Consider the following 24,717-nt stretch of genomic DNA (forward strand, 5'->3'; position numbering starts at 1 on the left):
TGCCGGGCCGGGGCCGTGCGCCAAGGAAGGGCTCGGGGGCACGCCGTACGCTTCGGGTATGAAGATCGCTGTCATCGGCCTCGGGGACATCGCGGAGAAGGCGTACCTTCCCGTTCTCGGCGCGACCCCCGGCCTCGACCTGCACCTGTGCACCCGTGACCGCGCCACGCTCGACCGCCTCGGCGACGCCTACCGGGTCGAGCGCCGCTTCTCCTCGGTGGACGAGCTGCTCGGCGCGGGGGTCGAGGGGGCCTTCGTGCACGTCGCGACGGCCGCGCACGCGGAGGTCGTCGAGCCGCTGCTGCGGGAGGGCGTCCACGTCTACCTGGACAAGCCGATCGCCTACACCCTCGCCGAGTGCGAGCGCCTGGTGGGGCTGGCGCGCGAGAGCGAACGGTCGCTGCTCGTCGGCTTCAACCGCCGCAGGGCGCCGTCCTACGCGGCGCTGCGCGACCTCCCCCGCGACCTGGTGGTGATGCAGAAGAACCGCACCGGCCTGCCCGCCGACCCGCGGACCGTCGTCTACGACGACTTCGTCCACGTCGTGGACACCCTCAGGTTCCTGGTGCCCGGCGAGGTCGAGCACACCGGCGTCCGCGCCCGGGTCAGGGACGGGCTGCTGGAGCACGTGACGCTGGAGCTGTCCGGGGACGGCTTCACGGCCTTCGGGATCATGAGCAGGGTGAGCGGTTCGGCCGAGGAGACCGTGGAGGTGATGGGAGGCGACTCCAAGCGCCGCGTGGTCAACCTGGCCGACGTGATCGACCACGCCGGCACCGAGACCCTCACCAGGCGGGGCGACTGGACCCCGGTCTCCCGGCAGCGGGGCATCGAACAGGTCTGCCTGGAGTTCCTCGACGCGGTCCGCTCCGGCACCGTCCTCGACGCCGCCGACGCCCTCGCCACCCACGCGCTCTGCGAGGACATCGTCACCGCCGTGACCTGACCGCCCACCTCGTGCGCCCCCGCGGCACGACGTGGACGGCCGGCCCGCCGGGAAGTCAGCGTTCGGCCAGGTATCTCCGGCCGAGGGCGCGCAGGCGGTCGTGGGCCGAGCCGTAGACGTCCGGACGGCCGAGGACGGACTTGGGAAGCTTGGCGACCATCGTGTAGTTGGTGTCGCAGACGTTGCCGACCGGGGCCTCGCCGATCTGGCTGACCAGCTGGTAGGCGTCCAGCGGGTCCAGGCCGGTGAGCTCGGCGGCCCAGGTGACCAGGTCGTGCTGGCTGATCCGGTACGCGTCCTCCAGCGGGCGGGCCGAGCCGGTGGACATCAGGTGGCCGTCGTCCTCCAGACGGGGCCACGGGGTGCTCACCCCCTTGATCAGTTCCACGGCGACGACGGTGTTCATCGCCGCCTCGACGGCGGTGCCGCACACCTCGCCGTGCCCCTGCCTGGCGTGCCCGTCGCCGATGGCGAAGAGCCCGCCCTCGACGTTGACGCCGAGATAGACGGTCACCCCGGCGCGCAGCTCGGGGGTGTCCATGTTGCCGCCGTGGGCGTCCGGGGTGATCGTCATGCGGGCCTCGGACGCGGCGGGCGCGACGCCGACCGTGCCGTGCATCGGGTCGAGCGGCAGCTCGACCGTGAAGTCGCTCCTGCGCGCGTGGTAGCGGACCACGCCCGCGGCCGTGTCGATGTCGTAGCGCCACACCAGCTCCTCCAGGGCAGGGGTGAGCATGGCGGTGGTGTGGGTGCCGGTCAGCGCGCCGAAGTGCGGGAACGTGGCCGACACGGCCCAGTCCCTGGCGGGTTCGATGGAGACGAAGTGCAGCGCGAGCGTGTCGCCCGGCTCGGCCCCCTCCACGTGGAAGGGGCCGGTGACGGGGTTGAGGTAGGGGAACTCGCAGACGCGCGAGGGCAGGTCGTCGACCGAGGTCACCAGGCCGCCGAAGCAGTCCTCGGTGTAGGTCTCGACGATCGAGCCCGGGGCGACCCTGGCCACCGCGGGCCGCCCGCCGAAGGTGTAGCTGAGGTCCTCGGGCGCGGGGCGGTAGGAGAAAACGTTCATCGCGCGCCCCCCGCGAGGAGCCGCAGGGAGGCGCGTCCCGCGGAGGGGAAGGCGGGGGAGGTACGGGAGGAGCCGGGCCCCTCCTCGACCTCCAGGAAGATGTCGAACACGGTTCTGCCCTCGCATGCTGTCAGGTCGGTGGGACGGGGGGCGCGGGTTCTCGGGGTGCCGGCGGTGCCGGGCACCGCTTCTCAGGGCTTGCCGGTCGCGCCGGGCGCCGCGGGCGTGCCGGGCGTGCCGGGTGCCTCCGGGGTGTCGACGAGCCCGGCCAGGGTGGGCCGGCGGCCCGTGGCGTAGGAGACGCCGAGCACCACCAGGCCGATGACGAACCAGACGATGCCGAGCGTCTGGGCCGCGATGCTGGCGTTGATCACGACGTAGAGCAGGATCGCGAAACCGATCACCGGGGCGACGAGGTGCCGCCACAGGTCGCGGCTGCCCCGGCGCACGACGTAGTGGACGACCACCGACACGTGCAGCGCGAGGAAGGCCGTCATCGCGCCGAAGTTGACCAGCCCGCTGATCAGGGTGATGCCGTCGTCGCGGGTGGTCAGGTAGAGCCCGACGATCAGGGAGACCGCGGCCACCACGAGGGTGGCGTTGACGGGCACCCGGTGCCTGGGGTCGATCCTGGCCAGGAAGGAGGGGAGCTGGCGGTCGCGGGCCATCGCGAACAGCAGGCGGGAGGTGGCGGCCTGGGCGACCAGGGAGTTGGCGAAGCCCCAGGCGATGGCGGTGGCGACCGCGGTGAGCACGCTGAGCCAGTGACCCCCGGCGAACGCGGCCATGTCGTAGAAGGCGGTGCCCGCCGGGTCGCCCTCGGTCAGCAGGCGGCCCCGGTCGGGGGTGAGCAGCGCGGCCACCCAGGTCTGCGCGATGAACAGCACCCCGGCCAGGCCCAGCGCCGCGACCATGGACCTGCCGAGCCGCCGGGAGTCCTCCCGGCTCTCCTCGGCCATCATCGAGATGCCGTCGAAGCCGAGGAAGGACAGCACCGCGATCGAGACCGCGCCGAAGACGAGCGACCAGGAGAAGGTCGAGGAGTCGAACAGCGGGCTGAGCGCGCCCGCCTGGGCCTTGCCCTGGACCAGGGCGACGACCCCGACGACCATGAAGATCGCCAGCACGATGAGCTCGCCGATCAGCATGATCTTCGTGATGCGGGCGGTCATCTGGATGCCCGTGTAGTTCACGACCGTGTTGAGCAGCACGAACAGGATCAGCCAGCCCCACACGGGGATGGCCGGCACGAAGGAGGCCATCGCCGCGCTCGCGATGAGATAGAGCAGGGCGGGCACCAGCACGTAGTCGAGCAGGATCACCCACCCGGCCAGGAAGCCGACGGGCGCGGCGATGCCGCGGCCCGCGTAGGTGTAGACCGATCCGGCCATCGGGAACGCGCGGGCCATCTGCGCGTACGAGAGCGCGGTGAAGGCCATCGCGACCATGCCGACGGCGTACGCGAGGGCGACCATGCCACCCGAGGCCTGGAAGACACCGCCGAAGATGCCGAACGGCGCGATCGGGACCATGAAGATCAGGCCGTAGACGAGCAGGTCGGTGAAGCTCAGTGACCTGCGGAGTTCCTGGCGGTAGCCGAATTGCTCCAGTGAGGGCTCGGTTGTCATGCACGGCTCCTTGAAGTGGGTGCAGCCGCACACTAGAACCTTTCTTTGCGAAAGAAAAGTTTTCAATCGGAAGTTTTTGTCCGGCTTTGCCCGGTGGCTTTCCTAGCGGACGATGTCGAAGTCCAGGCCGTCGGCCCGGCCGATGTGCGCCTGGCGTCGCACCCCGTGCCCGCGCAGGGTCAGTCGTCCCCGCGCGGTGACGATGGAGGTGCCGTCGGCGATCGCGTCCACCTCGGGCACGGCGAGCGTCCCGGCGCGCGAGCCGAGCGCGGCGAGCATCAGCACCGCCTCGTAACACCCCTGCCCGTGCCCGTTGAGCAGCGGGGCGGTCGAGCCGAACCGGCGGGCGTAGCGCTCGCCGAGGCTGAGGCTGTCGTCGGTGCCCAGGCTCGCGAAGTAACCCATCGCCCCGTACAGCTCGCCGGTGGCGTCACCGCCGATGCCGAGCAGGCCGTGCTCCTCCAGCGCGCCGCAGAGCCGTGGCCACGACAGCCCGGCCGCCGCGAAGGCCCGGTTGAAGGCGACCAGGTCGCTGCCTATCAGGCTGAGCAGCATCGCGTCGGGCCGGTCGGCCACCAGCCTCTCCAGGATCGGGGAGAAGTCGCGCGTGCCGTAGGGCACCAGGAGCTCGCCGACGACGCCGGCGTCCCGCGCGGCGAGGTGGCGGCGGGCCGCCCCGTGGACCAGGCGCGGCCAGACGTAGTCGTTGCCGAGCAGGAACCACCTGCGCGCCCGGCGGCGGTCGATCAGCAGGTCGAGGCCGGGCCGCAGCTGGCGTCCGGGGGTCTCGCCCAGGAAGTAGACGCCCGGCGCGTGACCGCCCCCCTCGTACGGCGGCGCGTAGACGAACGGCACCCTCCCGGCCAGCGCACGCACCACCTCGATCCTGACGTCGCTGCCGTGCGTGCCGACCACGGCGTCGATCGCGCCCCAGCGCGCGAGCCCCGCCACCTCGGCGGCCACCTGCGCCGCCGGACGGCCGCCGTCGACCAGGACCAGCTCCACCGGCCTGCCGAGCATCCCGCCCGCGAGGTTCACCTCGTCGGCGGCGAGGACCGCGCAGTTGATCGCGCACGGCCCCACCAGGCCGAGCACCCCGGAGATCGGCACGACCAGCCCGACGCGCAGCGCGCCCCCCGGGAGCAGCCGGGCCTCCAGGGGTTCTATGACGGCTGTGATGGCTTCTGCCACGAGGACGAGTATCCTCCCGAATGGATGGGTACGGCACTCCCGTCACCTGGACGGGACGCGAATCGTGACGCAGACGGGAGCTCCATGTGGTGACGACCGGGCTGGGATCCTCGCTCGCCTACCTCCTCAGCAGGGCCGAGCGCAGTGTCAACCGGGGCCTCGCCGCCGCGGTGACCGCCCAGGACGTCTCCGTCGAGCAGTGGCGCATCCTGCGCGCCCTCGCCGACGGCCGGGGGCACTCGATGGGCGACCTGGCCGAGGCCGTGCTGATGCCGCACCCGACGCTGACCAAGGCCATCGACCGGCTCATCGACCGCTCCCTCGTCTATCGGGGGCACGACCCGGGCGACCGCCGCAAGGTCGCGGTCTTCCTCGCCGACCGCGGGTCCGAGCTGCTGGCCCGGGTCGAGGGCGGGGTGGCCGAGCACCATCGGCTGATCGAGGCGGTCTACGGCACCGAGCGCACCGAGCGGCTCATGCGGGACCTGGAGGGGCTGGTCGCCGCCCTGGACGGTTCTCCGACGGCCCCGGAGCGCGCCCCGGGCGGCCTCGGCCGCTCGTGACGAGCACCGGCCGACGGCCTCCGATCTCGTGACGAGCCCCGGTCGACGGCCTGCGATTTCGTGACGCGCTCCGATCCGCGGTCTCCGATCTCGTGATGAGCCCCGGTCGACGGCCCATGAGTTCATGACGCGCCCCGATCCGCGGCCTCCGACTTCATGACGAGCCCCGGTCGACGGCCCGCGAGTTCATGACACGCCCCGATCCGCGGCCTCAGGCTCAAACGTCCCCGTACGGCCTCAGGAGTGCGTCCCGCGCGCCCGGTGGGCCTCGGCGACGCGGCCGACGGCGATCACGTGGGCGGCCTGGCGCAGGGTGATCCCGCGCTCGGCGGCGAGCGCCGCGGTCGCGTCGAACGCGTCCTCCACGATGCCGCGCAGCCTGGCGTCGACCTCGCGCGTGCTCCACGAGCGCGCCTGCATGTCCTGCAGCCACTCCAGGTAGGAGACGATCACGCCGCCCGCGTTGGCCAGGATGTCGGGGACCACGGTGACGCCCGCGTCGGCGAGGACGCGGTCCGCCCCGGGCGTGGTGGGGAAGCTGGCGCCCTCCACGACCAGACCGGCCCTGACCCGGGCCGCGTTCTCCTCGGTGATCGCCCCCGCCATCGCGGCGGGGACGAGCACGTCCACGTCGAGCTCCAGCAACTCCTCCGGCGGCAACGCGTCGGCCCGGAGGTAGCCGCGTACGCCACCGGTCTCCTCCGACCAGGCCCGCAGGTCGTCGACGTCCAGGCCGGAGCGGTCGATCACCGCCCCGGTGCGGTCGGAGACCGCGACCACGAGGCAGCCCGCGTCGGCGAGGTAGCGCGCGGCCGGGGCGCCGACCTTGCCGAAGCCCTGGATCGCGACGGTACGGCCCTCGGGGGAGCCGCCCAGGGCCCTGAGCGCGGCGACCCGCACGCCGCGGGAGGTGGCCCCGGCCCGGTCGGGCGCGCCGCCGGGGTTCACGGGACCGCCGATCGTCACGCCGGGCACCGGGTAGCCCGCGTTCACCGAGTAGGTGTCCATGATCCAGGCCATGGTCCGCTCGTCGGTCCCGACGTCGGGGGTCGGGACGTCCCTCTCGGGGCCGATGATCGGCAGGACCTCGTTGACGTAGCGCCGGGTGACCCGTTCCAGCTCGCGGGAGCTCAGCGAGGCGGGGTCCACCGAGACGCCGCCCTTGGCGCCCCCGTAGGGGATGCCGGCCAGCGCGCACTTCCACGTCATGCCCATGGCCAGGGCGGTGACCTCGTGGACGTCGGTGCGAGGGTGGAAGCGGATGCCGCCCTTCGCCGGGCCGCGGGTAGTGTTGTGCTGAACCCGGAAACCCTGCACGACGTCCATCCGGCCGTCCTCGCGGCGGACCGGGACCGAGACGGCGAGCGAGCGGCGAGGGGTGGCGAGCATGTTGCGCAGGCTGTCGTCCAGCTCCAGCCGGTCGGCCGCCTGGTCGAGCCGCAGCAGGGCGGAGTCGAGGGCCTGTCGGCCGGGACTGACGGGAGCGGTGGTGGCCGGCGTCGTCGACGGCCCCGTTAGCGTTGTCAAGGCGAACCTCCGTACGGTGAGCGGAGCGCCCTTGCTCCGCTCGGGGCACATGGTCACGATCAGACTAGGTGCGGTTTTTTGCCCGCAGGGACGGGCTGTGTTTCGTTCTGATGACTGATCACCGGGCCTGTCCGCGAGCCCGCGGCCAGGAGGTGCGTGTTATCTGCCGGTCCTGTGGGGCAATCTGGAGGTAACACGCAGATATGGCAGTCTCCGGTCAAGGATTCTTGCCGTTGTGCAGTGGCTGAGGGGATGAAAGTGCCGGAACTTGTGGTCGGGCCGATGCTGCGTTACGTCGACGAGACGAGCGCGTCGGTGTGGGTGGAGACGAGCGAGCCGTGCGAGGTGACGGTCGAGGTCGGCGGCGTGCGTTCGGAGGCCAGGACGTTCACCGTCCACGGCCACCACTACGCGATCGTCGACGTTGAGAGCGGCGGGACCTACGAGGTCCGCCTGGGCGGGGAGACCGTGTGGCCGCTGCCCGACCAGCCGCCGAGCCGCATCCGGCTGCTCGGGCCGGACGGCCCGAACCGCGTGATGTTCGGCTCCTGCCGGACCAGCGTGCCGCACGACCTCGTGTACACGATCTCCCACGGGGTGGACGTGCTGCGCGCGTACGGCGGCACCCTGCCGGACGCGCCCGACGAGCGCTGGCCCGACATGCTGCTGCTTCTCGGCGACCAGGTCTACGCCGACGAGCCGTCCGCCGAGATGCTGAAGTTCATCGCGGACCGCAGGGACACCGAGCCGAAGAAGGAGATCGCCGACTTCGAGGAGTACGCCGAGCTCTACCGCCTGGCGTGGACCGACCCGGAGATCCGCTGGCTCCTGTCCACCGTGCCCACCGCGATGATCTTCGACGACCACGACCTGCGCGACGACTTCAACACCTCCATCTCCTGGCGCAAGGCGATGGAGGAGGTCCCGTGGTGGCGGCACCGGGTGGTCTCCGGGATCGGCGCCTACTGGGTCTACCAGCACCTGGGCAACATGTCGCCGGCCGAGCGCGCCTCCGACGAGGTGCTCAGCAAAGTGTGCGCGGCCGAGGGGGACGGCGCCGAGGTCCTGGACGTCTTCGCCGATCACGCCTACGACGTTCCCGCCGACAGCCGGTGGAGCTACGCCCGCGACCTCGGCGACACCCGCCTGATCATGCTCGACTCCCGCTGCTCCCGCCAGCTCGACCCCGACGACCGGCGCATGATCGACCCGGTGGAGTGGGAGTGGCTCACCGAGCAGCTCCAAAAGGAGGGCGCGAAGCGCTTCGTGATCGGCTCCTCGGTGCCGTTCCTGCTTCCCGCGGGCATCCACCACATCCAGAACTGGAACGAGGCCCTGGCCCAGGGGGCCTGGGGCAAGACCGTGGCCCGCTGGTCGGAGACCCTGCGCCAGGCCGTCGACCTGGAGCACTGGGCGGCCTTCCGCCGCTCGTTCGAGGACCTGTCGAAGCTGCTGATGGGGCTGGGCAAGCCGGTGATCATGCTCTCCGGCGACGTCCACTACTCCTACGTGGCCAAGGCCCACGCTCTGCCCATCTACCAGCTGGTCTGCTCCCCGATCCGCAACCCGCTGAGCCGCACCCTGCGCCTGGCCAACATCGTCGCCCAGTTCGGCATCGCCAGTCTGGTCGGCCGCTCGCTCTCCCGGGCGGCGAAGATCAAGAAGCCGCCGTTCAAGTGGCGGATCACCAACGGCCCGTGGTTCTCCAACGCGGTGGCCATCCTCTCCCTGGACACCGCCCCCACGTCGGTCCGCTGGGACACCGCCGCGGGCACCGAGGTCTCGGAGATCACCGTCGTGGAGCTGGAGGACTCCGCCGCCCGCTAGGGGGCAGGGGTTCCGGTGCGGGGCGTCCCCCCGGAGGGGACGGCCGCCACCCGGCGGAGCCGGGGATTCCGGTGCGGCGCCGTCACTCCGGGACGACGGCCGCACCGGAGGGTTCAGCTCGCGAGTTCCGCCAGGACGGCGCCGAGCTGGTCGACCGCCCACAGGAGGTCCTCCTCGGAGACGACGATCGGCGGGGCGAGGCGGATGGTCGAGCCGTGGGTGTCCTTGGCCAGGACGCCGTGGGCCATGAGCGCCTTGGAGACCTCCCGGCCGCTCGCCAGCGACGGGTCGATGTCGACCCCCGCCCACAGGCCGCGCCCGCGCACGGTGATCACGCCGTGGCCGATCAGCCCGCGCAGCCTCTCGTGCATGACCTCGCCGAGCCGCCTGGCCCGCGCCTGGTACTCGCCGGTGCCGAGCAGCTCGATGACCGCGTTGGCGACCGCGCAGGCGAGCGGGTTGCCGCCGAAGGTGGAGCCGTGCTGCCCCGGCCTGATCACGCCGAGCACGTCCTCGTTCGCGGTGATCGCCGAGACCGGGACGACGCCGCCGCCCAGGGCCTTGCCCAGCACGTAGACGTCGGGGACGACGCCCTCGTGGTCGCAGGCGAAGGTCTCGCCGGTGCGGCCGAGGCCCGACTGGATCTCGTCGGCGATCATCAGGATGTTCTCCGCGGTGCACAGCTCGCGGACCTGGGTGAGGTAGCCGTCCGGCGGCACCAGCACCCCGGCCTCGCCCTGGATGGGCTCCAGCAGCACCGCGACCGTGTTGGCGTCGACGGCCTCGCGGATCGCCTCGACGGAGCCGTACTTCACGATCCTGAAGCCGGGGGTGTACGGGCCGAAGCCGCCGCGGGCGTCGGGGTCGGTGGAGAAGCCGACGATCGTGGTGGTCCGGCCGTGGAAGTTGTCCTCCATCACGATGATGTTGGCCTGCTCGGCGGCCACGCCCTTGACCTCGTAGCCCCACTTGCGGGCCACCTTGATCGCGGTCTCCACGGCCTCGGCGCCGGTGTTCATCGGCAGGACCATGTCCTTGCCGGTGAGGTCGCCCAGCCCGGCGGCGAAGGTGGCGAACTGGTCGTGGAAGAAGGCGCGGCTGGTCAGGGTGAGCCGCGACAGCTGCTCCTGCGCCGCTGCGATGATCTTCGGGTTGCCGTGCCCGAAGTTCAGGGAGGAGTAGCCGGACAGGCAGTCGAGGAAGCGCCTGCCCTCCACGTCGACGACCCAGGCGCCCCGCGCCTCGCGGATCACGACGGGCAGGGGGTGGTAGTTGTGCGCGCCGCGGCGCTCGCTCAGCTCGATGAAGTCGTCGGTGCCGGTCATCCGCGCCCCTCCCTGGTCTGTGGACGTCATGTCAGGCACTGCCCCGGATCTCCAGCGTGCAGCACTTGGGACCGCCGCCGGCCTTGCGAAGCTCCGACAGGTCCACCGGGATGACCTCGAAGCCGCGGCGCTTGAGTTCGAGCTGCAGATCGGCGGCCTCGGCGTTGATCACCACGTTGACGCCGTCGCTGACGGCGTTCAGGCCCAGCACGGCCGCGTCGTCCTCGCTCGCGACGACGGCGTCGGGGAAGAGGTGGCGGAGCACCTCCTGGCTCCCCGGAGAGAAGGCCCCCGGGAAGTATGCCACGTTGTGTCCGTTCAGCGGGAAGAGCGCGGTGTCCAGGTGGTAGAACCGGGGGTCCACCAGCTGCAGCGTCACCACCGGGCGGCCGAGGAACTCCTGGGCCTCCTTGTGCGCGGTGATGTCGGTGCGGAACCCGGTCCCGGCCAGGACCAGGTGGTCCAGTGTGAGGAAGTCGCCCTCGCCCTCGTTGGTGAAGGCCGCCTCGCGGACCCGCTCGTAGCCGTTGTCGAGGAACCACCTCAGGTACGCGGGCCCCTCGGCCGCGCGCTGCGGGTGGGTGAACCGCGCGCCGTACACGCGGCCGTCCACGACCAGCGCGCCGTTGGCGGCGAAGACCATGTCCGGCAGGCCCTCGACCGGGTCGATGAGGCTGACGCGGTGCCCGAGCTCCTCGTAGGCGCTCTTGAGCGTCTCCCACTGCCTGATCGCCACCTCGCGGTCGGCGCCGGCCTCGGGGTGCATCCACGGGTTGATCGCGTACTCGACCGCGAAGTGGTCGGGCCGACACATGAGGTAGTGCCTCGTCATGGGTAACCCCGCAGGTAAAGGTCGTGGTGACAGCCGCCGTCAGGGTCCCGACGGCGGCGTCATCAGCCTAGGAACAGCGTTCTCGCAGGCCAAGAGGGTGCGTTTGCGTCCTGACGCGGGTTTCTTGCGCGCTTCAGGTCAGGAACGTCGATTCGTTGTGCGGCGCGACGAACGGCTCGCTGCGCGAGGTGACCAGAGGCGCCTCGATCAGGCGGGAGAGCACGATGGAGCTCTTGGTCCGCACCACGAACGGCTCCGCGGCGATGCGCTCGATCACCCTCTCCACGTGCCGCACGTCGGTGGCCCTGATGTGCAGCAGCGCGTCGGCCTCGCCGGTGATGGTGCACGCCGAGACCACCTCGGGATGGCGGCCGACGGCCACCCCGATCTCCGACGGCGAGGTCTTGCCCGCGCAGAACAGCTCCACGTAGGCCTCGGTGGTCCAGCCGAGCGCCGCGGGCTCCACCCTGGCGGTGAACCCGGTGATGGCACCGGTCTCGCGCAGCCGGTCCACCCGGCGTTTCACCGCCGACGCCGACAGGCCCACCCGCTGCCCGATCTCCGCGTACGTGGCGCGGGCGTCCTCGACGAGGGCCCCGATGATGTCGCGATCCAGCCTGTCCAGTTCCACGCAGACCTGTATACCGCCTGGATCGGCCCGGGTTCGCGGCAGGCGGCGGTGTCGCGGCCCGGACGCGCGCCCCGGACACGCGAATGCCGCCGGGCGGATGATCTGCCCGGCGGCATTCTCCGTTCGCGAGGTTCGGGTCAGGTCTGGTCGGCCTCGCCGGTGGCCTGCTCCTGGGCCTCCTCGGGGGAGGTCTCCAGGTCGTCGCTCGCCTGGGCGGCGTTCGCCGTCTGCTTGTCCAGGCCGACCCAGCTCGTCACGCTCTCGACCGCGAACAGCACGCCGAGGTAGAGGGTGAGCGCGGCCAGCACCCAGGTCAGCACGCCCAGCGCGGCGCCGGCGCCGACCAGCAGCAGCCGCAGCTCCCAGCCCAGCCCGGCCTTGAACACCCAGGGGGCCGGCCAGATGCTCTGCCGCGTCCGGTACACCGTGTCGTAGGTGTGGTAGCCGATGACGTAGATCAGCACGTACAGCAGCCACTTGGGCGCGTCGGCCGCCAGGCCGATCAGGATGATCGTGAGGAACTCGGCCGCCCGGATCAGCGGCGGCGTGAGCCAGTCGAGCTTGCCCAGGTGGTCGCGGGCCGCGGTGGGCAGCACCAGGACGATCATGACCAGCACCGGGACGAGCAGGATCGGCCCGTCGGTCAGCATCCCGGTCACGGACATCGCGATGATCGCCAGCAGCGCGGCGAGCGAGGCGGGCACCGGGGGCAGGCCGGGGCCGACCTTGTCACGCAGCAGCGTGACCAGCGGGCCGTCGTCGCGGTAGGCGAGCAGCCGGGCGGTCTGCACGCGCAGCCGCTCCTCGTACGGGTCCGGAGCGGGGATGGTCTGCGGCTGGGTGATCATGCGAGAGACCTCATCAGGCGTCCGGTGAGCGAGTAGGCGGCCCCGATGCCGCCCCAGATGATCAGGGTCAGGAAGGTGATCCTGGCGTCGAACAGGGCGCTGACGATCGCGATGGCGGCGAAGCGCTCACCGATGGGGAACACGATCATCTTGCGGGCCCAGTGCACGGCACGGTACCTGCCGGCCCTGCCCCACATCTTCAGCAGGCTGCGGATCCCACTGGTCGCGGCGTTCTTGCGCTGCTCCAGCGCCTGGCGCAGCCCGGTGTCGGCGCTGACCGACAGATCCACCGAGGGCAGCGGCGACGGGGGCTTGCGCCGGTTCGCCGCGCCGTAGGAGAAGTCGAGGAGGTGCTTGATGGACTGCACGCCGAGCGCGATCAGCGCCAGCGTCCAGACGTCGCCCACGCCGGAGACCGCCGCGCCGACCGCCAGGCCCGCGAAGACCACGTACTCCTTGAACCGGTCGAACGTGGCGTCCAGCCACGCCCCCAGCACGCCGAACTTGCGGGCGTAGCGCGCGACCTGGCCGTCCACGCAGTCGAACACGAACGCGAAGTAGATCAGCACGCCGCCCGCGACCATCCCGGCCCGCTCGCCGGTGGCGAAGCACAGCGCCGCCGCCACGCCCAGCGCGATCGAGATCAGCGTGACCTGGTTGGGGGTGAGCCCCCGCCTGGCCGCCCAGCGGGCGATGAAGCGGGAGTAGGTGCTGACGAAGTACGTGGTGAAGAAGCCGTCGGCGCCCTTGACCGCGTTGTTCAGCCGCGCCTTGTCCTCGTTGAACGTGGACATCTCGGCGAGCGCCTCGGCGGCCTGCTCGGGAGAGGACACCCGGCGGAAGAACAGGTCGCGGCGGCCGCGGATGCCGACGGAGACGCCCTTGCGCACCAGGCCCAGCACCAGCAGCTGGACCAGGTCGTCGTCGGGGCCGAGCAGGTGGGCCATGTCGGCCAGCTCGCGGGCGGCCTCGGCGAGGACGGGCGCGTGCTTGTGGTGCAGGTGCAGCGGGCCGAGCAGGACCGAGTTGGGCCTGGTCACCCCGTGGAAGGCCGAGCCCACCGAGATGACCCGGGACTTGCGGGCGCGCACCCGGACGGGCAGGCCCTCCAGCCTCCGGTCGCCGATCTCCGGAAGCGCCTCGTCGATCGGGACGTCGGGGACGATGACGTCGCCGTTCTCGTCCTCCTCCCGCGGCTCCTTGGTGATCAGCGCGAGGGCCCCGCGCTTCGACTTGGTGATCTGGTAGATCAGCTCGTCGTGGATCAGCGAGTTGGCCGGCAGGAAGAGCAGGTTCTCGGTGGCGCCCTCGACCGCGTCGGCCACGGCACGCAGGTCGCCGGCCAGGTCGGAGGTCTCGACGAGGCTGCCGGGGAAGCCCCGGTGGGCGGCGGCGTCGCCGGAGCGGACGATCGTCACCGGCTCGGGGTCGAGTGAGGCGAGCTGGCCGTGCAGCTTGCCGATCACCGTGGGGCAGCCGGGAAGCGCGGGCAGGGTCAACGCGGCGGGCGTCGCCTGGCCGGGAGCGGCATCGGGGCCGGGCGATGAGCCCAGCAGGACCACGCGGGGCATGGCACCCTTTCGTGCGGAAGACGGGTGTGGGGCGGTGTATGGCGGGGGTGGCATTTCGCCAGAGGCCAAAGTTTAGTGAGTTTTGGGTGAACAACACGCACCGGTGATCTGTCCGTGTCGTTTGATCATGCTTCCACCTCTGCCAAGTGGATGGTCCCACTACACTGTCCGGGTGAGTCTGTACCGTGACGACGGAATCGTGCTGCGCACCCACAAGCTGGGAGAGGCCGACCGGATCGTCACCGTCCTGACCCGGCGGCTGGGCAAGATCCGGGCGGTCGCCAAGGGGGTCCGGCGGACAACATCACGATTTGGGGGCAGGCTCGAACCTTTTACTCACGTCGACCTCCAGCTCCACACCGGCCGCACGCTCGACATGATCACTCAGGCCGAGACCATCCGGCCCTACGGCGAGCCGCTCGTCTCCGACTACCCCCGCTACACGGCGGGCACCGCGATGCTGGAGACCGCCGACCGCCTGGTCATGGGCGAGAAGGAGCCGGCGCTGCGCCAGTTCCTGCTGCTCGTCGGCGGCCTGCGCACGCTCGGCTCGGGTGACCACGAGGCCAGGCTCGTCCTGGACGCCTACTTCCTGCGCTCCCTCGCCGTCGCCGGTTACGCCCCCGCGCTGGAGGCCTGCGCCCGGTGCAAGGCCGTCTCGGTGCGGGCCTTCGCCATCGTGGCCGGGGGAGTGGTGTGCGGGGCCTGCCGCCCCGCGGGCGCGGCGGTGCCCGAGGGGGAGACCCTCGCCCTGATGGTGGCGCTGCTCAAGGGCGACTGGCTCACCGCCGACGCCTCCGTCGCCCGGCACCGCGCCGAGTGCAGCGGCCTGGTCGCGGCATACCTCCAGTGGCACCTCGAACACGGCATACGCTCTCTTAGACACGTAGAAAGGGAGCTCGCCAAGTGAACGTCCGCCCACCCGCCCCGCATCCCTCAGGCGCCACCCCGCCCCCGATCCCGCGTGACCTCGTGCCCCGGCACGTGGCGATCGTGATGGACGGCAACGGGCGGTGGGCCAAGCAGCGCGGCCTGCCCCGCACCGAGGGCCACAAGGCGGGCGAGGCGTCGCTCTTCGACGTGATCGAGGGCGCGATCGAGCTCGGCGTCCCCTACCTGTCGGCCTACGCCTTCTCCACGGAGAACTGGAAGCGCTCCCCCGACGAGGTCCGCTTCCTGATGGGTTTCAACCGCGACGTCATCCGCCGCCGCAGGGACCAGCTGCACGCGATGGGCGTACGGGTCCGCTGGGCGGGCCGCCCCGGACGGCTGTGGAGGAGCGTCATCCAGGAGCTGCGCGACGCCGAGGAGATGACCGAGGGCAACTCCACGCTGACCCTGCAGTTCTGCGTCAACTACGGCGGCCGCGCCGAGATCGTGGACGCCGCCCTGCGCCTGGCCCAGGACATCGCCGACGGGCGCGTCAAGCCGGGCCGGGTGAAGGAGGAGACCTTCGCCCGATACCTCGACGAGCCGCAGATCCCCGACGTCGACCTTTTCGTACGCTCCTCCGGCGAGCAGCGGATCTCCAACTTCCTGATCTGGCAGACGGCGTACGCCGAGATGGTCTTCCTCAACCGTCTGTGGCCCGACTTCGACCGCCGCGACCTGTGGGAGGCCTGCGAGACGTACGCCAAGCGCGACAGGAGATACGGGGGAGCGGTGCCGAACGCGGTCCCGTCCGCCCGGGACGCCTCCGGTCTCCCCGGCGCCGCCACGCGGTGATGTTATGTTCCGGGTGACGCCGACACGCTGAGGGGTGCTCCCGGATGACTGTCAGGATCGAACGCGACGGGCCCGTCACCACGGTCGTGCTCTCCAGGCCCGAGGTCCGCAACGCCGTCGACGGTCCCACGGCCCGGGCGCTCGCCGAGGCCTTCCGCGAATTCGACGCCGACCCCGGCGCGGCGGTGGCCGTGCTGTGGGGCGAGGGGGGCACGTTCTGCGCGGGAGCCGACCTCAAGGCCGTCGCCGAGGGCCGTGCCAACCGGGTGGACCCCGAGGGCGACGGGCCGATGGGCCCCACCCGGATGCGGCTCGGCAAGCCCGTGATCGCGGCCGTCGCCGGGCACGCGGTCGCCGGGGGGCTGGAGCTGGCCCTCTGGTGCGACCTGCGGGTGGCCGAGGAGGACGCGGTGTTCGGGGTCTTCTGCCGCCGCTGGGGCGTCCCGCTGATCGACGGCGGCACCGTGCGGCTGCCGCGCCTGGTCGGGACGGGCCGGGCGATGGACATGATCCTCACCGGCCGTCCCGTGGCCGCCGCGGAGGCCCTCGGCATGGGCCTGATCAACCGGGTGGTGCCGGCCGGCACCTCGCGCGCCGCCGCCGAGAACCTCGCGGCCTCCATCGCCCGCTTCCCGCAGGAGTGCATGCGCGGTGACCGCATGTCGGTGCTGGAGCAGGAGGGGCTGCCCGAGCGGGAGGCCATGGCGGGGGAGTTGCGCCACGGCATGGACGTCCTGCCCGGCGCGGTGGCCGGTGCGGCCCGCTTCGCCGCGGGAGTCGGCCGCCACGGCGACTTCGACACCCCCTGACCCACGCCTCTCCGGACGGGAACAGGCTTTCCCGGGGGCTTTCCCAAGGGGACCGGCTTCCACGACGGCGACGGGTCTCCTCGTTATGAGCGGAGAGTGACGTCAGGCCCGGCGCCGGGCGCGGTAGGCGGCGACGTGCATCCGGTTCCCGCAGGTGCGGCTGTCGCAGTAGACCCGCGAGCGGTTGCGCGACTCGTCCACGAAGACGTGGTCGCAGTCGGGCGCCGAGCAGGTGCGCAGGCGTTCCCACTCGCCCTCGACGAGCAGGTGGGCCAGGGCGACCCCGATGTCGGCCGCGAGGTGCTCGTGCAGCGAGGCGTCCGGCGCGAAGTAGTGGACGTGCAGGGGGTGGCCGTCGTGCTCCGCCAGGCGCGGGGTGATGCGGGTCCCGCTCAGCAGGGTGTTCAGCCGGATGACCGCGGTGGGCTGGTCCGGGGCGGTGAAGACCTTGTGGAAGGCCTCGCGCAGCGCGCGCACCTGGTTCAGGTCGGCGGCGTCCAGCTCCCCGATCCCGCTGACCTCCCAGCGCGCCACGAATTCGCCGAGTTTCCGCAGGTCGGTCAGGGTGTCCTCGCCTCCGGTGGAAGGGGAGGTGTTGACCAGGTCGACCGCGGTGGCGAGTGAGTGCACCATGTCATGTCCGAATGGCATGTTGACTCCTGTAGAAGCGATTGCAACGTGGAGGCGCGTACGGCGGCTCGCCGTGTCGGAAGCGTATCTCTCCCGTGGACCTCCGGCGCCCCCTCCCGGGGCCCGTCGCCGTGGCGCGCCCCCGGGCGACAAGGCTTTCCGCGAAGCATGTCCTGGTGAGCCCTGGTGCGCGCGTCGCGTCCTGAAACCGGTCTTCTCGCATGTGCTCCGTCGCGCGGGGACGTCCGCTCAGGCGCGGGCCGGGACGTCCGCTCAGGCGCGGCTCGGCGCGTGGAGCGGCTTGGCGGCGGTGGAGCAGGAGGCGCAGGTCCCGAAGATCTCCACGGTGTGGGTGATCTCGGTGAACCCGTGCTCGGAACCGATGGTCTCGGCCCAGCGCTCCACCGCGGGCCCGGCCACCTCCACCGTGCGGCCGCACCTGCGGCAGACCAGGTGGTGGTGGTGGTCGCCGCTGGCGCACGCCCGGTAGACCGACTCGCCGTCGTCGGTCCTCAGCACGTCGACGTGACCGGTGTCGGCGAGTGCCTGCAGGGCCCGGTAGACGGTGGTCAGTCCGATCTTGGCGCCTTCCGCGCGCATCTCCGCGTAGACGTCCTGCGCGCTGCGGAAACCCTCGCTCTGGCGGAGGATCGCGTGGACGGCGTCACGCCTGTTGCTCATGGGCTGGACTCCTGAGGTCGGCTTCGACGTACGAATCTACCGAGCCCGAGGGCGAGGACGAACCCCGCGAGAGCGACGATGACGATGATCGCGCCCGGCGGGACCTCGATGTAGAAGGAGGACGTCAGGCCGCCGACCGTAGAGATCATCCCAAACAGCATGGAAAGGAACATCGTGCTCACGAACCCCCGGGTGAGCTGCTGGCTGGTCGCCACCGGTACCACCATCAGCGCGCTCACCAGAAGCAATCCTACGACGCGCATGGCGATGACCACGGTCAGCGCGGCGGTCACGGCGATCAGCAGGCTCAGAAAGCGGACCGGCAGGCCGCTGGCCTTGGCGACCTCCTCGTCCTGGCACAGTACATAGAGCTCGCGCCCGAAGACGGTCACCACGCCGAGCACCGCCACCGCCAGCAGGCCGATCACCCACACGTCCTCGACGGCGACGCTGCTGATCGAGCCGAACAGGTAGGACATCAGCGTGGCGTTGCTCCCCCCGGGAGCCAGCGAGATGAGCAGCACACCGCCGGCGATGCCGCCGTAGAACAGCAGGGCGAGCGCCACGTCCCCGCTGGTCCTGCCGCGCTCGCGGACCAGCTCGATGGCCACGGCGCCCAGCACCGAGACCAGCACGGCCGTCAGCACCGGGGCCGTTCCCGTCAGGAAGCCCAGGGCCACGCCGGTCAGCGCGACGTGCCCGATGCCGTCGCCCAGCAGGGCCAGGCGGCGCTGGACCATGAACGTGCCGATGGCGGGGGCGGCCAGGCCGACCAGGAGGGCGGCGATCAGTGCCCGCTGCATGAAGTCGAACTGCAGAAGCTCGATCACGAGGTGGGCCTCCAGTCGAGCGGGCTCACGGGCTCCTCCTCGGCGTGCGGGTGCACGTGGTCGTGGCCGGGCAGCGCGTGCGTGCCGACCGCCTGGGGCGGCGGGCCGTCGTGGCAGACGTACCCGTCTCGCAGGACCACCGCCCGGGTGATCAGGGGCTCCAGCGGGCCGAGCTCGTGCGCGACCAGCAGGACCGTCTTGCCCTGCGCGACGAGCGCGGACAGGGTCTGCGCGAGGAGCAGCTGGCTCTCGGAGTCGACGCCCGCCGTGGGCTCGTCCATGACGAAGGTGTCGGGCTCCCCGGCGAGGGCGCGGGCGATCAGCACCCGCTGCTGCTGCCCGCCGGACAGCGCCTGTACCGGGTCGGAGGCGCGGTGGGTCAGGCCGACGGCCTCCAGGGCCCTGTCGGTCGCCTCGCGGTCGGCCGCGCCGGTCGGGCGCAGGCGGCGCTGCCTGGCGATCCTGCCGGAGGCGACGACCTCGCGGATCGTGGTCGGCACGCCCCCGCCCACCGAGAGCCGCTGGGGTACGTAGCCGATCCGCCACCATTCGCGGAACCGGGCGGGGGGCCTGTCGTACAGGAGGGTCTCGCCGCCGGACAGGGGGATGAGGCCGAGCAGGGCGCGGATGAGGGTGGACTTCCCCGACCCGTTCGCGCCGAGCACCGCCACCGCCTCACCGGGCTCGACGGACAGGTCGATCCCGCGAAGCACCGGACGGCGGTCCAGGTTGACCTGGCCGCCGTTCATGGTGAAAACCGTTTTGCTGGACGTCACGTGTGACCTTTACGAGCAGCTGAGCGCTGCCTGGAGTGTGGAGAGGTTCTGGCGCATGGCGGACAGGTAGTCGCCGTTCGACGGCTGGCTTTCCACCGGATCGAGGACCGCGGTCTTCGCACCGACCTCCTGGGCGAGAATCTCGGCGACCTTCGGGCTGACGAGGGTTTCGGTGAAAATCGTAGTTACTTTCTCCTGCTTGGCCACTTTTGCCACTTCGGCGAGGCGGGCGGGAGAGGGCTCGCCGTCGGGGTCGAGGCCGCTGATGCCGATCTGGTGCAGCTTGTAGCGGTCGGCGAGGTAGCCGAACGCGGCGTGGCTGGTGACGATCGCGTCCGAGGAACAGGTGGCCAGGCCCTTGGCCAGCTCCTGGTCCAGGGTGGTGAGGTCGGCGGCGGTGGCCGCGGCGCGGTCCCGGTAGCCCTGGGCGTGCGCGGGGTCGGCGGTGGCCAGCGTCTCGCCGAGCTTGGTGGCGACCGTGGCGAAGCGGGCCGGGTCGAGCCAGAGGTGGGGGTCGTAACCGACCTCCTCGTGGTCGTGACCCTCCTCGCCGTGGTGCTCCTCCTCCGCGACCGCGGGGAGGTGGGGGACCGAGGTGGCCGCGTCGAAGGCCCGGTCGGCGGCGTGCTGCTCGACGGCCTCGTCCACCGCGGGCTGTACGCCCTTGATGTAGACGACGAGCCTCGTCTTCTCCAGCCCGGCGACCTGGAGCGGGGACAACTCGAGGTCGTGCGGCTCGACGCCGGGCTTGGTCAGACCGGTCACGGTCGCGTCGGGGCCGCCCACCCGCTCGGCGAGCCACTGCAGGGGATACATGGCCGCGGTGACGGCGGGTTTTCCGTCCGCGGAAACGCTCGACGCCCCCCCGGGCGAGCCGCCGCTGGTCGAGCCGGTCTCGGTGCCACAGGCGGTGATGGTGGCGAGAAGGGCGGCGGACGCAACCAGGCTGGCATTACGTATGCGGATACGTCGGGAGGACTCGGACATCATGTCATCTAGTATGCGCGTAAATGAAAACGGTTGTCAAAATCAGGCCTCTGTGACGCCTGCCGAGGACGCCGCTCCGCGCACGAGGAGACACCGCACGGCACCCCGGGACAGGACGGTTCGGCACAGCCGGCGGGGAGTTCGGTGAAGGGATTTTCGGGTCGCGGGCGTCGGAGAGCCCGGTGAAGAGATCTTCGGGTCGCGGGCGTCAGAGAGCCCGGCCGGCGAAGGGGGCGAGTATCGCGGGCCGGGCTCTCGTCGCCGGGCCGGGGAGCCGCCGCTCCCCGGCCTCGGCGGTCGGTGGGGGCGGACACGGCGGTTCCGGTTCGGAGAGGGGGATTCGGGCCGCACCTCCCGGCTCCCGCCGGACCGTCGCGCCTGAGGGTGTGGACGCTCGGCCCTGTCGGTAGCCGGGAGGTGCGGCCCGGGGCTCAGCCGGGGACCAGATCGACGCGTCCCTCCCCGGTGTAGACGTTCATCGAGCTGCCCCTGACGAACCCGATGAGTGTCAGCCCCGTCTCGGCGGCCAGCTCCACGGCCAGCGAGGAGGGGGCCGAGACGGCGGCGAGGATCGGGATGCCGGCCATCACCGCCTTCTGGACCAGCTCGAAGGAGGCGCGTCCCGACACCATGAGCACGGTCGAGGTCAGCGGCAGGCGCCCGTCGCGCAGCGCCCAGCCCACCAGCTTGTCCACGGCGTTGTGCCGGCCCACGTCCTCGCGCACGCAGAGCGCGTCGCCGCCGAGCGTGAACAGGCCCGCGGCGTGCAGCCCGCCGGTCCGGTCGAACACCCGCTGGGCCGCGCGGAGCCGGTCGGGCAGCGCCGCGATCACCTCGGCCGTCACCGGTGCCGGATCGCCGTCCACCCGCCACTTGGCGACCGTGCGGACCGCGTCGAGCGAGGCCTTGCCGCACACCCCGCACGAGGAGGTGGTGTAGAAGTTGCGCTCCAGCGAGGTCGCCGGGGGAGAGGTGCCCGCGGCCAGCCTGACGTCGAGCACGTTGTAGGTGTTGGCGCCGTCGGCGGTGGCCCCCGCGCAGTAGCGGATCGCGGTGACCTCCTCGGCGGAGGTGACCACGCCCTCGCTCACCAGGAAGCCCGCCGCCAGGTCGAAGTCGTCGCCGGGCGTGCGCATGGTGATGGTGAGCGGCCGTCCGTCGAGCCGGATCTCCAGCGGCTCCTCGGCCGCCAGCACGTCGACCCGATGGGCGGCCGCGGCCTCCCGCAGCCTCAGGACCCGGCGCTTGACGGTGACCCTACCCATCGGCGGAGGCCGTCCGCGCGCCGGAGACAGGGCCGGAGACAGGGCCGGAGGGGGGCCCGGAGGCGAGGCCGGAGACAGGTTCGGAGGCGGGCCGGGAAGCGGGCCCGGAAAGGGGGAGCGTGTCCTCCGAGGTGGCCACGTTCTGGACGTGCTGGAAGCCGAAGCGGCCCTTGATGCACAGGTTGCCGTGGGTGACCGGGTTGTCGTGCGGCGAGCTCACCTTGACGATCCGGTTGTCCTGCACGTGCAGGGTGAGGTTGCAGCCGACCCCGCAGTAGCTGCAGATCGTCGTCGTCTCGGTCTGCCGGGACTCGTCCCAGCTGCCCGCGGCGCGCATGTCGAACTCGCTCTTGAACGACAGCGCCCCGGTGGGGCAGACCTCCACGCAGTTGCCGCAGTAGACGCAGGCCGAGTCGGTGAGCGGTGCGTCGTGCTCGGTGGAGATCATCGCGTCGAAGCCCCGCCCGGCGACCGAGATGGCGAAGCTGTTCTGCCACTGGTCGCCGCAGGCGTCGACGCACTTGTAGCAGAGGATGCACTTGGAGTAGTCGCGCACGTAGAGGTCGTTGTCGACCTTCGCGGGCTGCGCGACCGTGGCGGCCTCCTCGCCGAAGCGATCGGGTCGCGCGCCGTACTCCTCGATCCACTCGGCCGCGCGCGGCGTGGTGGACAGGTCGGCCGTCGAGGCCAGCAGCTCCAGGACGATCTTGCGGCTGTGCCGGGCGCGCTCGGTCGCGGTGCCGACCACCATGCCGGGCTCGGCCCTGCGCGAGCAGGCGGGCGCGAGCGTGCGGGCGCCCTCGACCTCGACCACGCAGACCCGGCAGGCGTTCTTCGGGGTAAGGGTGTCGCCGTAGCAGAGGGTCGGGATGTCCTTGCCCGCCGCCGAGCAGGCGTCCAGCACGGTCGAGCCCTCCGGCACCCGGACCGGGTCGCCGTCGACGGTTATCTCGATCAGCCGCCGGGGCGGCTGCAGGGGAACACTCATGATGCCTCCGAGGGGGAGAAGACGCCCAGCCGGTCGATGGCCGACTCGACGGCGTTCCAGGCGGTCTGGCCGAGCCCGCAGATCGAGGCGTCGCGCATGGCCTGGCCGACCTCCCGCAGCAGCGCGATGTCGCCGGCGGTGGGCCTGCGGCTCAGCCGGTGCAGGGCCTCCTCCTGCCGCACGGTGCCCACCCGGCAGGGCACGCACTGCCCGCACGACTCGTCGCGGAAGAACTCCGCGATGCGCAGGAGGATGTGGGCCAGGTCGACGCTGTCGTCGAGCACCAGGACCACGCCCGAGCCCAGGGTCGTGCCGGCCGCCCGGGTGCCCTCGAAGGTGAGCGGGACGTCGAGCTCGTCCGGGCGGACGAACCCGCCGGCCGCGCCGCCCAGCAGCACCGCCCGGAGCCTGCCGGTCGAGCCCCCGGACAGGTCGAGCAGCTCGCGCAGGGTGGCGCCGAACGGCAGCTCGTAGACGCCCGGCCTGGCGACCGTGCCCGAGACGCAGAACAGCTTGGTGCCCGTCGAGCCCTCCGTGCCGGTCGCCGCGTAGGCGGCGGCCCCGCCGGACAGGATGGGCAGCACGTTGACCAGGGTCTCGACGTTGTTGACCACGGTGGGCTTGCCGAACAGGCCCTTCTCCACGGGGAAGGGCGGCTTGCTGCGCGGCTCGCCGCGGAAGCCCTCGATCGAGTTGAAGATCGCGGTCTCCTCGCCGCAGATGTAGGCGCCCGCGCCGCGCCTGATCTCGATGTCGAAGGCGAAGCCCTGCCCCATGACGTCGGCCCCGAGCAGGCCGCGCGAGCGGGCGACGTCGATGGCGTGGGCCATCCGGCCGATCGCCCGGGGATACTCGCCGCGGATGTAGAGGTAGCCCTTGGGGCAGCCGGTGGCGTACGCGGCGATGGTCATCGCCTCCACCAGGGCGTACGGGTCGCCCTCCATGACCACGCGGTCCTTGAAGGTGCCCGGTTCGCTCTCGTCGGCGTTGCAGACCAGGTAGTGGGGGTGGTCGAGCTGGCGGGCCGTGGCCTCCCACTTGCGCCCGGTGGGGAACGCCGCCCCGCCCCGCCCGACGAGACCGGATTCGAGCACCTCGCGGATGACGCCGGCGGGGCCGATCCTGACCGCCTCGCGCAGCGCGGCGTAGCCGCCCTCGGCCCGGTAGTCGTCCAGGCTCGCCGGGTCGACGACGCCCACCCGGCGCAGCAGCACGAGGGAGGGGTCGCCCGCCTGCGGGACGGCGTGCTCGGCGGGGGGCTCCTCGCGCTCGGCCAGGGCGGGGCCGCCGGTGGCGTCCATGCCGCTGAGGCCGGCGAGCTTGCTGAGATCCCCGCGGCCCGCCCCGCCGCCGCCCGTGCCGCTCGTGCCCTCCGCGGCACGGGTGTCACCCGCGTCGCCGACACCGCCCGTGCCGCTCGCGCCGCCGACGGTGCTCGCGCCGCCGGGCTCGTGGACCCGGCCGGTTCCGTCGGCGCCGTTCCCGCCCGCTCCGCCGTTCCCGTTCCGGCCGCCGTGTCCGTTCGCGTCACCGGTGGAGGCCGGTGCCGGTTCGGCCGGGCCGTACACGGTCGCTCCCGGGAACTCGCCGGCCTGCAGGGCCAGCGCGGCGGGGGCCCGCTCGCACAGGCCGAGACAGGGGCTCGGCTGCCAGGACAGGCCGGGAGGGCCGAGCCGCTCCTCGACGCTACGCCGCACCGCGTCGGCGCCGCGCGCCTGGCAGGCCAGGTCGGTGCAGACGTGCAGCACCCGCGCCGGTCGCGGCTTCATCGAGAACAGCGAGTAGAACGTCGCCACCCCGTACGCCTCGGCGGGCGGCACGGTCAGGCGGCGGCAGATGTAGTCGAGGGCTCCCTCGCTGATCCACCCGATCCTGTCGTTGACCGCGTGCAGCGCGGGGAGCAGGAGGTCGCGCCGCTCGCGGGCGCCGTGCCCGCCGACGGCGACCCGCAGGTCGTCGTCCGAGCGGGCACCGCCCTCCCAGCCGGTCGGAGGGGCGCCGAGGAACGCGTCGACGGCGGCGCGCTCCTCGGGCGTGGGCTCGGCGTCGCTGAACCGGAGATCCACGCCCC

General features: G+C 71.9%; 23 protein-coding genes. 6 read left to right on the forward strand and 17 right to left on the reverse strand.

From position 1 onward, the window contains the following. Positions 1-58: 58 nt before the first annotated feature. Positions 59-946, forward strand: a complete 888-nt coding sequence (locus AC5L38_RS13350; RefSeq protein ID WP_495243082.1) for a Gfo/Idh/MocA family protein — start codon at positions 59-61, stop codon at positions 944-946. A 55-nt stretch (positions 947-1,001) separates the two neighbouring features. On the opposite strand, the gene AC5L38_RS13355 is transcribed toward AC5L38_RS13350, so the two are convergent. The 3 genes from AC5L38_RS13355 to AC5L38_RS13365 all read right to left on the reverse strand — a co-directional run bounded on the left by AC5L38_RS13355 (position 1,002) and on the right by AC5L38_RS13365 (position 4,831). Continuing rightward, complete coding sequence (locus AC5L38_RS13355; RefSeq protein ID WP_495243083.1) at positions 1,002-2,012, reverse strand: acetamidase/formamidase family protein; 1,011 nt, start codon at positions 2,010-2,012, stop codon at positions 1,002-1,004. 191 nt (positions 2,013-2,203) lie between these two features. Beyond that, positions 2,204-3,640, reverse strand: a complete 1,437-nt coding sequence (locus tag AC5L38_RS13360) for an APC family permease (protein WP_495243084.1) — start codon at positions 3,638-3,640, stop codon at positions 2,204-2,206. Between the two features lie 102 nt (positions 3,641-3,742). Continuing rightward, positions 3,743-4,831: a substrate-binding domain-containing protein gene (locus tag AC5L38_RS13365; RefSeq protein WP_495243085.1), complete on the reverse strand. Its 1,089-nt coding sequence runs from the start codon at positions 4,829-4,831 to the stop codon at positions 3,743-3,745. Positions 4,832-4,917: 86 nt separating this feature from the next. Between AC5L38_RS13365 and AC5L38_RS13370 the strand changes: the two genes are divergently transcribed. Further along, the gene (locus AC5L38_RS13370; protein ID WP_495243086.1) at positions 4,918-5,394 is read left to right on the forward strand and encodes a MarR family winged helix-turn-helix transcriptional regulator; all 477 of its coding nucleotides are present in this window, start codon (positions 4,918-4,920) and stop codon (positions 5,392-5,394) included. A gap of 237 nt (positions 5,395-5,631) precedes the next feature. On the opposite strand, the gene AC5L38_RS13375 is transcribed toward AC5L38_RS13370, so the two are convergent. Beyond that, positions 5,632-6,921: a Glu/Leu/Phe/Val family dehydrogenase gene (locus tag AC5L38_RS13375; protein ID WP_495243087.1), complete on the reverse strand. Its 1,290-nt coding sequence runs from the start codon at positions 6,919-6,921 to the stop codon at positions 5,632-5,634. Between the two features lie 258 nt (positions 6,922-7,179). Here AC5L38_RS13375 and AC5L38_RS13380 point away from each other — a divergent pair, with 258 nt between their 5' ends. Next, positions 7,180-8,748 carry an alkaline phosphatase D family protein gene (locus AC5L38_RS13380; protein ID WP_495243088.1) on the forward strand — a complete coding sequence of 523 codons (1,569 nt, stop codon included), beginning with the start codon at positions 7,180-7,182 and terminating at the stop codon, positions 8,746-8,748. 113 nt (positions 8,749-8,861) lie between these two features. Here the strand turns inward: AC5L38_RS13380 and rocD are convergent, their stop codons facing one another. The 5 genes from rocD to AC5L38_RS13405 form a co-directional block, all read right to left on the reverse strand. Continuing rightward, a complete protein-coding gene (gene rocD / locus AC5L38_RS13385; RefSeq protein WP_495243089.1) occupies positions 8,862-10,103 on the reverse strand; it encodes an ornithine--oxo-acid transaminase in 1,242 nt (413 codons plus the stop codon). Between the two features lies 1 nt (position 10,104). Beyond that, positions 10,105-10,905, reverse strand: a complete 801-nt coding sequence (gene ddaH, locus AC5L38_RS13390; protein ID WP_495243090.1) for a dimethylargininase — start codon at positions 10,903-10,905, stop codon at positions 10,105-10,107. Positions 10,906-11,038: 133 nt separating this feature from the next. Continuing rightward, the gene (locus AC5L38_RS13395; RefSeq protein WP_362874379.1) at positions 11,039-11,536 is read right to left on the reverse strand and encodes an Lrp/AsnC family transcriptional regulator; all 498 of its coding nucleotides are present in this window, start codon (positions 11,534-11,536) and stop codon (positions 11,039-11,041) included. A gap of 137 nt (positions 11,537-11,673) precedes the next feature. Then, positions 11,674-12,384, reverse strand: a complete 711-nt coding sequence (locus AC5L38_RS13400) for a DUF5941 domain-containing protein (protein WP_495243091.1) — start codon at positions 12,382-12,384, stop codon at positions 11,674-11,676. Continuing rightward, on the reverse strand, positions 12,381-13,955 hold the full coding sequence (locus AC5L38_RS13405; protein ID WP_495243092.1) for a CDP-alcohol phosphatidyltransferase family protein: 1,575 nt from the start codon (positions 13,953-13,955) through the stop codon (positions 12,381-12,383). The genes AC5L38_RS13400 and AC5L38_RS13405 overlap by 4 nt, the downstream gene beginning before the upstream one ends. Positions 13,956-14,127: 172 nt before the next feature. Here AC5L38_RS13405 and recO point away from each other — a divergent pair, with 172 nt between their 5' ends. Genes recO through AC5L38_RS13420 form a run of 3 tightly spaced genes read left to right on the forward strand, consistent with a single transcriptional unit; the run spans position 14,128 to position 16,489 of the window. Continuing rightward, on the forward strand, positions 14,128-14,865 hold the full coding sequence (gene recO, locus AC5L38_RS13410) for a DNA repair protein RecO (RefSeq protein WP_495243093.1): 738 nt from the start codon (positions 14,128-14,130) through the stop codon (positions 14,863-14,865). After that, entirely contained in the window at positions 14,862-15,680 is an 819-nt protein-coding gene (locus AC5L38_RS13415; RefSeq protein ID WP_495243094.1) for an isoprenyl transferase, read from the forward strand. The genes recO and AC5L38_RS13415 overlap by 4 nt, the downstream gene beginning before the upstream one ends. A gap of 44 nt (positions 15,681-15,724) precedes the next feature. Then, positions 15,725-16,489 carry a crotonase/enoyl-CoA hydratase family protein gene (locus tag AC5L38_RS13420; protein ID WP_495243095.1) on the forward strand — a complete coding sequence of 255 codons (765 nt, stop codon included), beginning with the start codon at positions 15,725-15,727 and terminating at the stop codon, positions 16,487-16,489. A gap of 102 nt (positions 16,490-16,591) precedes the next feature. On the opposite strand, the gene AC5L38_RS13425 is transcribed toward AC5L38_RS13420, so the two are convergent. The 8 genes from AC5L38_RS13425 to AC5L38_RS13460 form a co-directional block, all read right to left on the reverse strand. Next, positions 16,592-17,140 carry a CGNR zinc finger domain-containing protein gene (locus tag AC5L38_RS13425; protein WP_495243096.1) on the reverse strand — a complete coding sequence of 183 codons (549 nt, stop codon included), beginning with the start codon at positions 17,138-17,140 and terminating at the stop codon, positions 16,592-16,594. Positions 17,141-17,392: 252 nt separating this feature from the next. Continuing rightward, on the reverse strand, positions 17,393-17,800 hold the full coding sequence (locus tag AC5L38_RS13430; protein ID WP_495243097.1) for a Fur family transcriptional regulator: 408 nt from the start codon (positions 17,798-17,800) through the stop codon (positions 17,393-17,395). Further along, the gene (locus tag AC5L38_RS13435) at positions 17,797-18,630 is read right to left on the reverse strand and encodes a metal ABC transporter permease (RefSeq protein ID WP_495243098.1); all 834 of its coding nucleotides are present in this window, start codon (positions 18,628-18,630) and stop codon (positions 17,797-17,799) included. The genes AC5L38_RS13430 and AC5L38_RS13435 overlap by 4 nt, the downstream gene beginning before the upstream one ends. Next, the gene (locus tag AC5L38_RS13440; protein ID WP_495243122.1) at positions 18,627-19,379 is read right to left on the reverse strand and encodes a metal ABC transporter ATP-binding protein; all 753 of its coding nucleotides are present in this window, start codon (positions 19,377-19,379) and stop codon (positions 18,627-18,629) included. Before AC5L38_RS13440 ends, AC5L38_RS13435 begins: the two co-directional genes overlap by 4 nt. 36 nt (positions 19,380-19,415) lie before the next feature. Then, positions 19,416-20,222, reverse strand: coding sequence for a metal ABC transporter substrate-binding protein (locus AC5L38_RS13445; protein WP_495243099.1), 807 nt, complete (start codon positions 20,220-20,222; stop codon positions 19,416-19,418). A gap of 602 nt (positions 20,223-20,824) precedes the next feature. Beyond that, complete coding sequence (gene fdhD, locus AC5L38_RS13450; RefSeq protein ID WP_495243100.1) at positions 20,825-21,658, reverse strand: formate dehydrogenase accessory sulfurtransferase FdhD; 834 nt, start codon at positions 21,656-21,658, stop codon at positions 20,825-20,827. Then, positions 21,651-22,646: a 2Fe-2S iron-sulfur cluster-binding protein gene (locus tag AC5L38_RS13455; protein ID WP_495243101.1), complete on the reverse strand. Its 996-nt coding sequence runs from the start codon at positions 22,644-22,646 to the stop codon at positions 21,651-21,653. The genes fdhD and AC5L38_RS13455 overlap by 8 nt, the downstream gene beginning before the upstream one ends. Further along, positions 22,643-24,712, reverse strand: coding sequence for an NAD(P)H-dependent oxidoreductase subunit E (locus AC5L38_RS13460; protein ID WP_495243102.1), 2,070 nt, complete (start codon positions 24,710-24,712; stop codon positions 22,643-22,645). Before AC5L38_RS13460 ends, AC5L38_RS13455 begins: the two co-directional genes overlap by 4 nt. Between the last annotated feature and the right edge of the window lie 5 nt (positions 24,713-24,717).

It is taken from the genome of Streptosporangium nanhuense, from assembly GCF_059358815.1.

Coding starts and splice junctions, on each gene's coding strand:
- AC5L38_RS13350 (WP_495243082.1), top strand. CDS start 59: ATGAAGATCGCTGTCATCGGCCTCGGGGACATCGCGGAGAAGGCGTAC.
- AC5L38_RS13405 (WP_495243092.1), bottom strand. CDS start 13,955: ATGCCCCGCGTGGTCCTGCTGGGCTCATCGCCCGGCCCCGATGCCGCT.
- AC5L38_RS13420 (WP_495243095.1), top strand. CDS start 15,725: ATGACTGTCAGGATCGAACGCGACGGGCCCGTCACCACGGTCGTGCTC.
- AC5L38_RS13425 (WP_495243096.1), bottom strand. CDS start 17,140: ATGCCATTCGGACATGACATGGTGCACTCACTCGCCACCGCGGTCGAC.
- AC5L38_RS13355 (WP_495243083.1), bottom strand. CDS start 2,012: ATGAACGTTTTCTCCTACCGCCCCGCGCCCGAGGACCTCAGCTACACC.
- ddaH (WP_495243090.1), bottom strand. CDS start 10,905: ATGACGAGGCACTACCTCATGTGTCGGCCCGACCACTTCGCGGTCGAG.
- AC5L38_RS13430 (WP_495243097.1), bottom strand. CDS start 17,800: ATGAGCAACAGGCGTGACGCCGTCCACGCGATCCTCCGCCAGAGCGAG.
- AC5L38_RS13455 (WP_495243101.1), bottom strand. CDS start 22,646: ATGAGTGTTCCCCTGCAGCCGCCCCGGCGGCTGATCGAGATAACCGTC.
- AC5L38_RS13400 (WP_495243091.1), bottom strand. CDS start 12,384: ATGATCACCCAGCCGCAGACCATCCCCGCTCCGGACCCGTACGAGGAG.
- AC5L38_RS13360 (WP_495243084.1), bottom strand. CDS start 3,640: ATGACAACCGAGCCCTCACTGGAGCAATTCGGCTACCGCCAGGAACTC.
- AC5L38_RS13445 (WP_495243099.1), bottom strand. CDS start 20,222: ATGTATCCCCTGCAGTGGCTCGCCGAGCGGGTGGGCGGCCCCGACGCG.
- fdhD (WP_495243100.1), bottom strand. CDS start 21,658: ATGGGTAGGGTCACCGTCAAGCGCCGGGTCCTGAGGCTGCGGGAGGCC.
- AC5L38_RS13440 (WP_495243122.1), bottom strand. CDS start 19,379: ATGAACGGCGGCCAGGTCAACCTGGACCGCCGTCCGGTGCTTCGCGGG.
- rocD (WP_495243089.1), bottom strand. CDS start 10,103: ATGACGTCCACAGACCAGGGAGGGGCGCGGATGACCGGCACCGACGAC.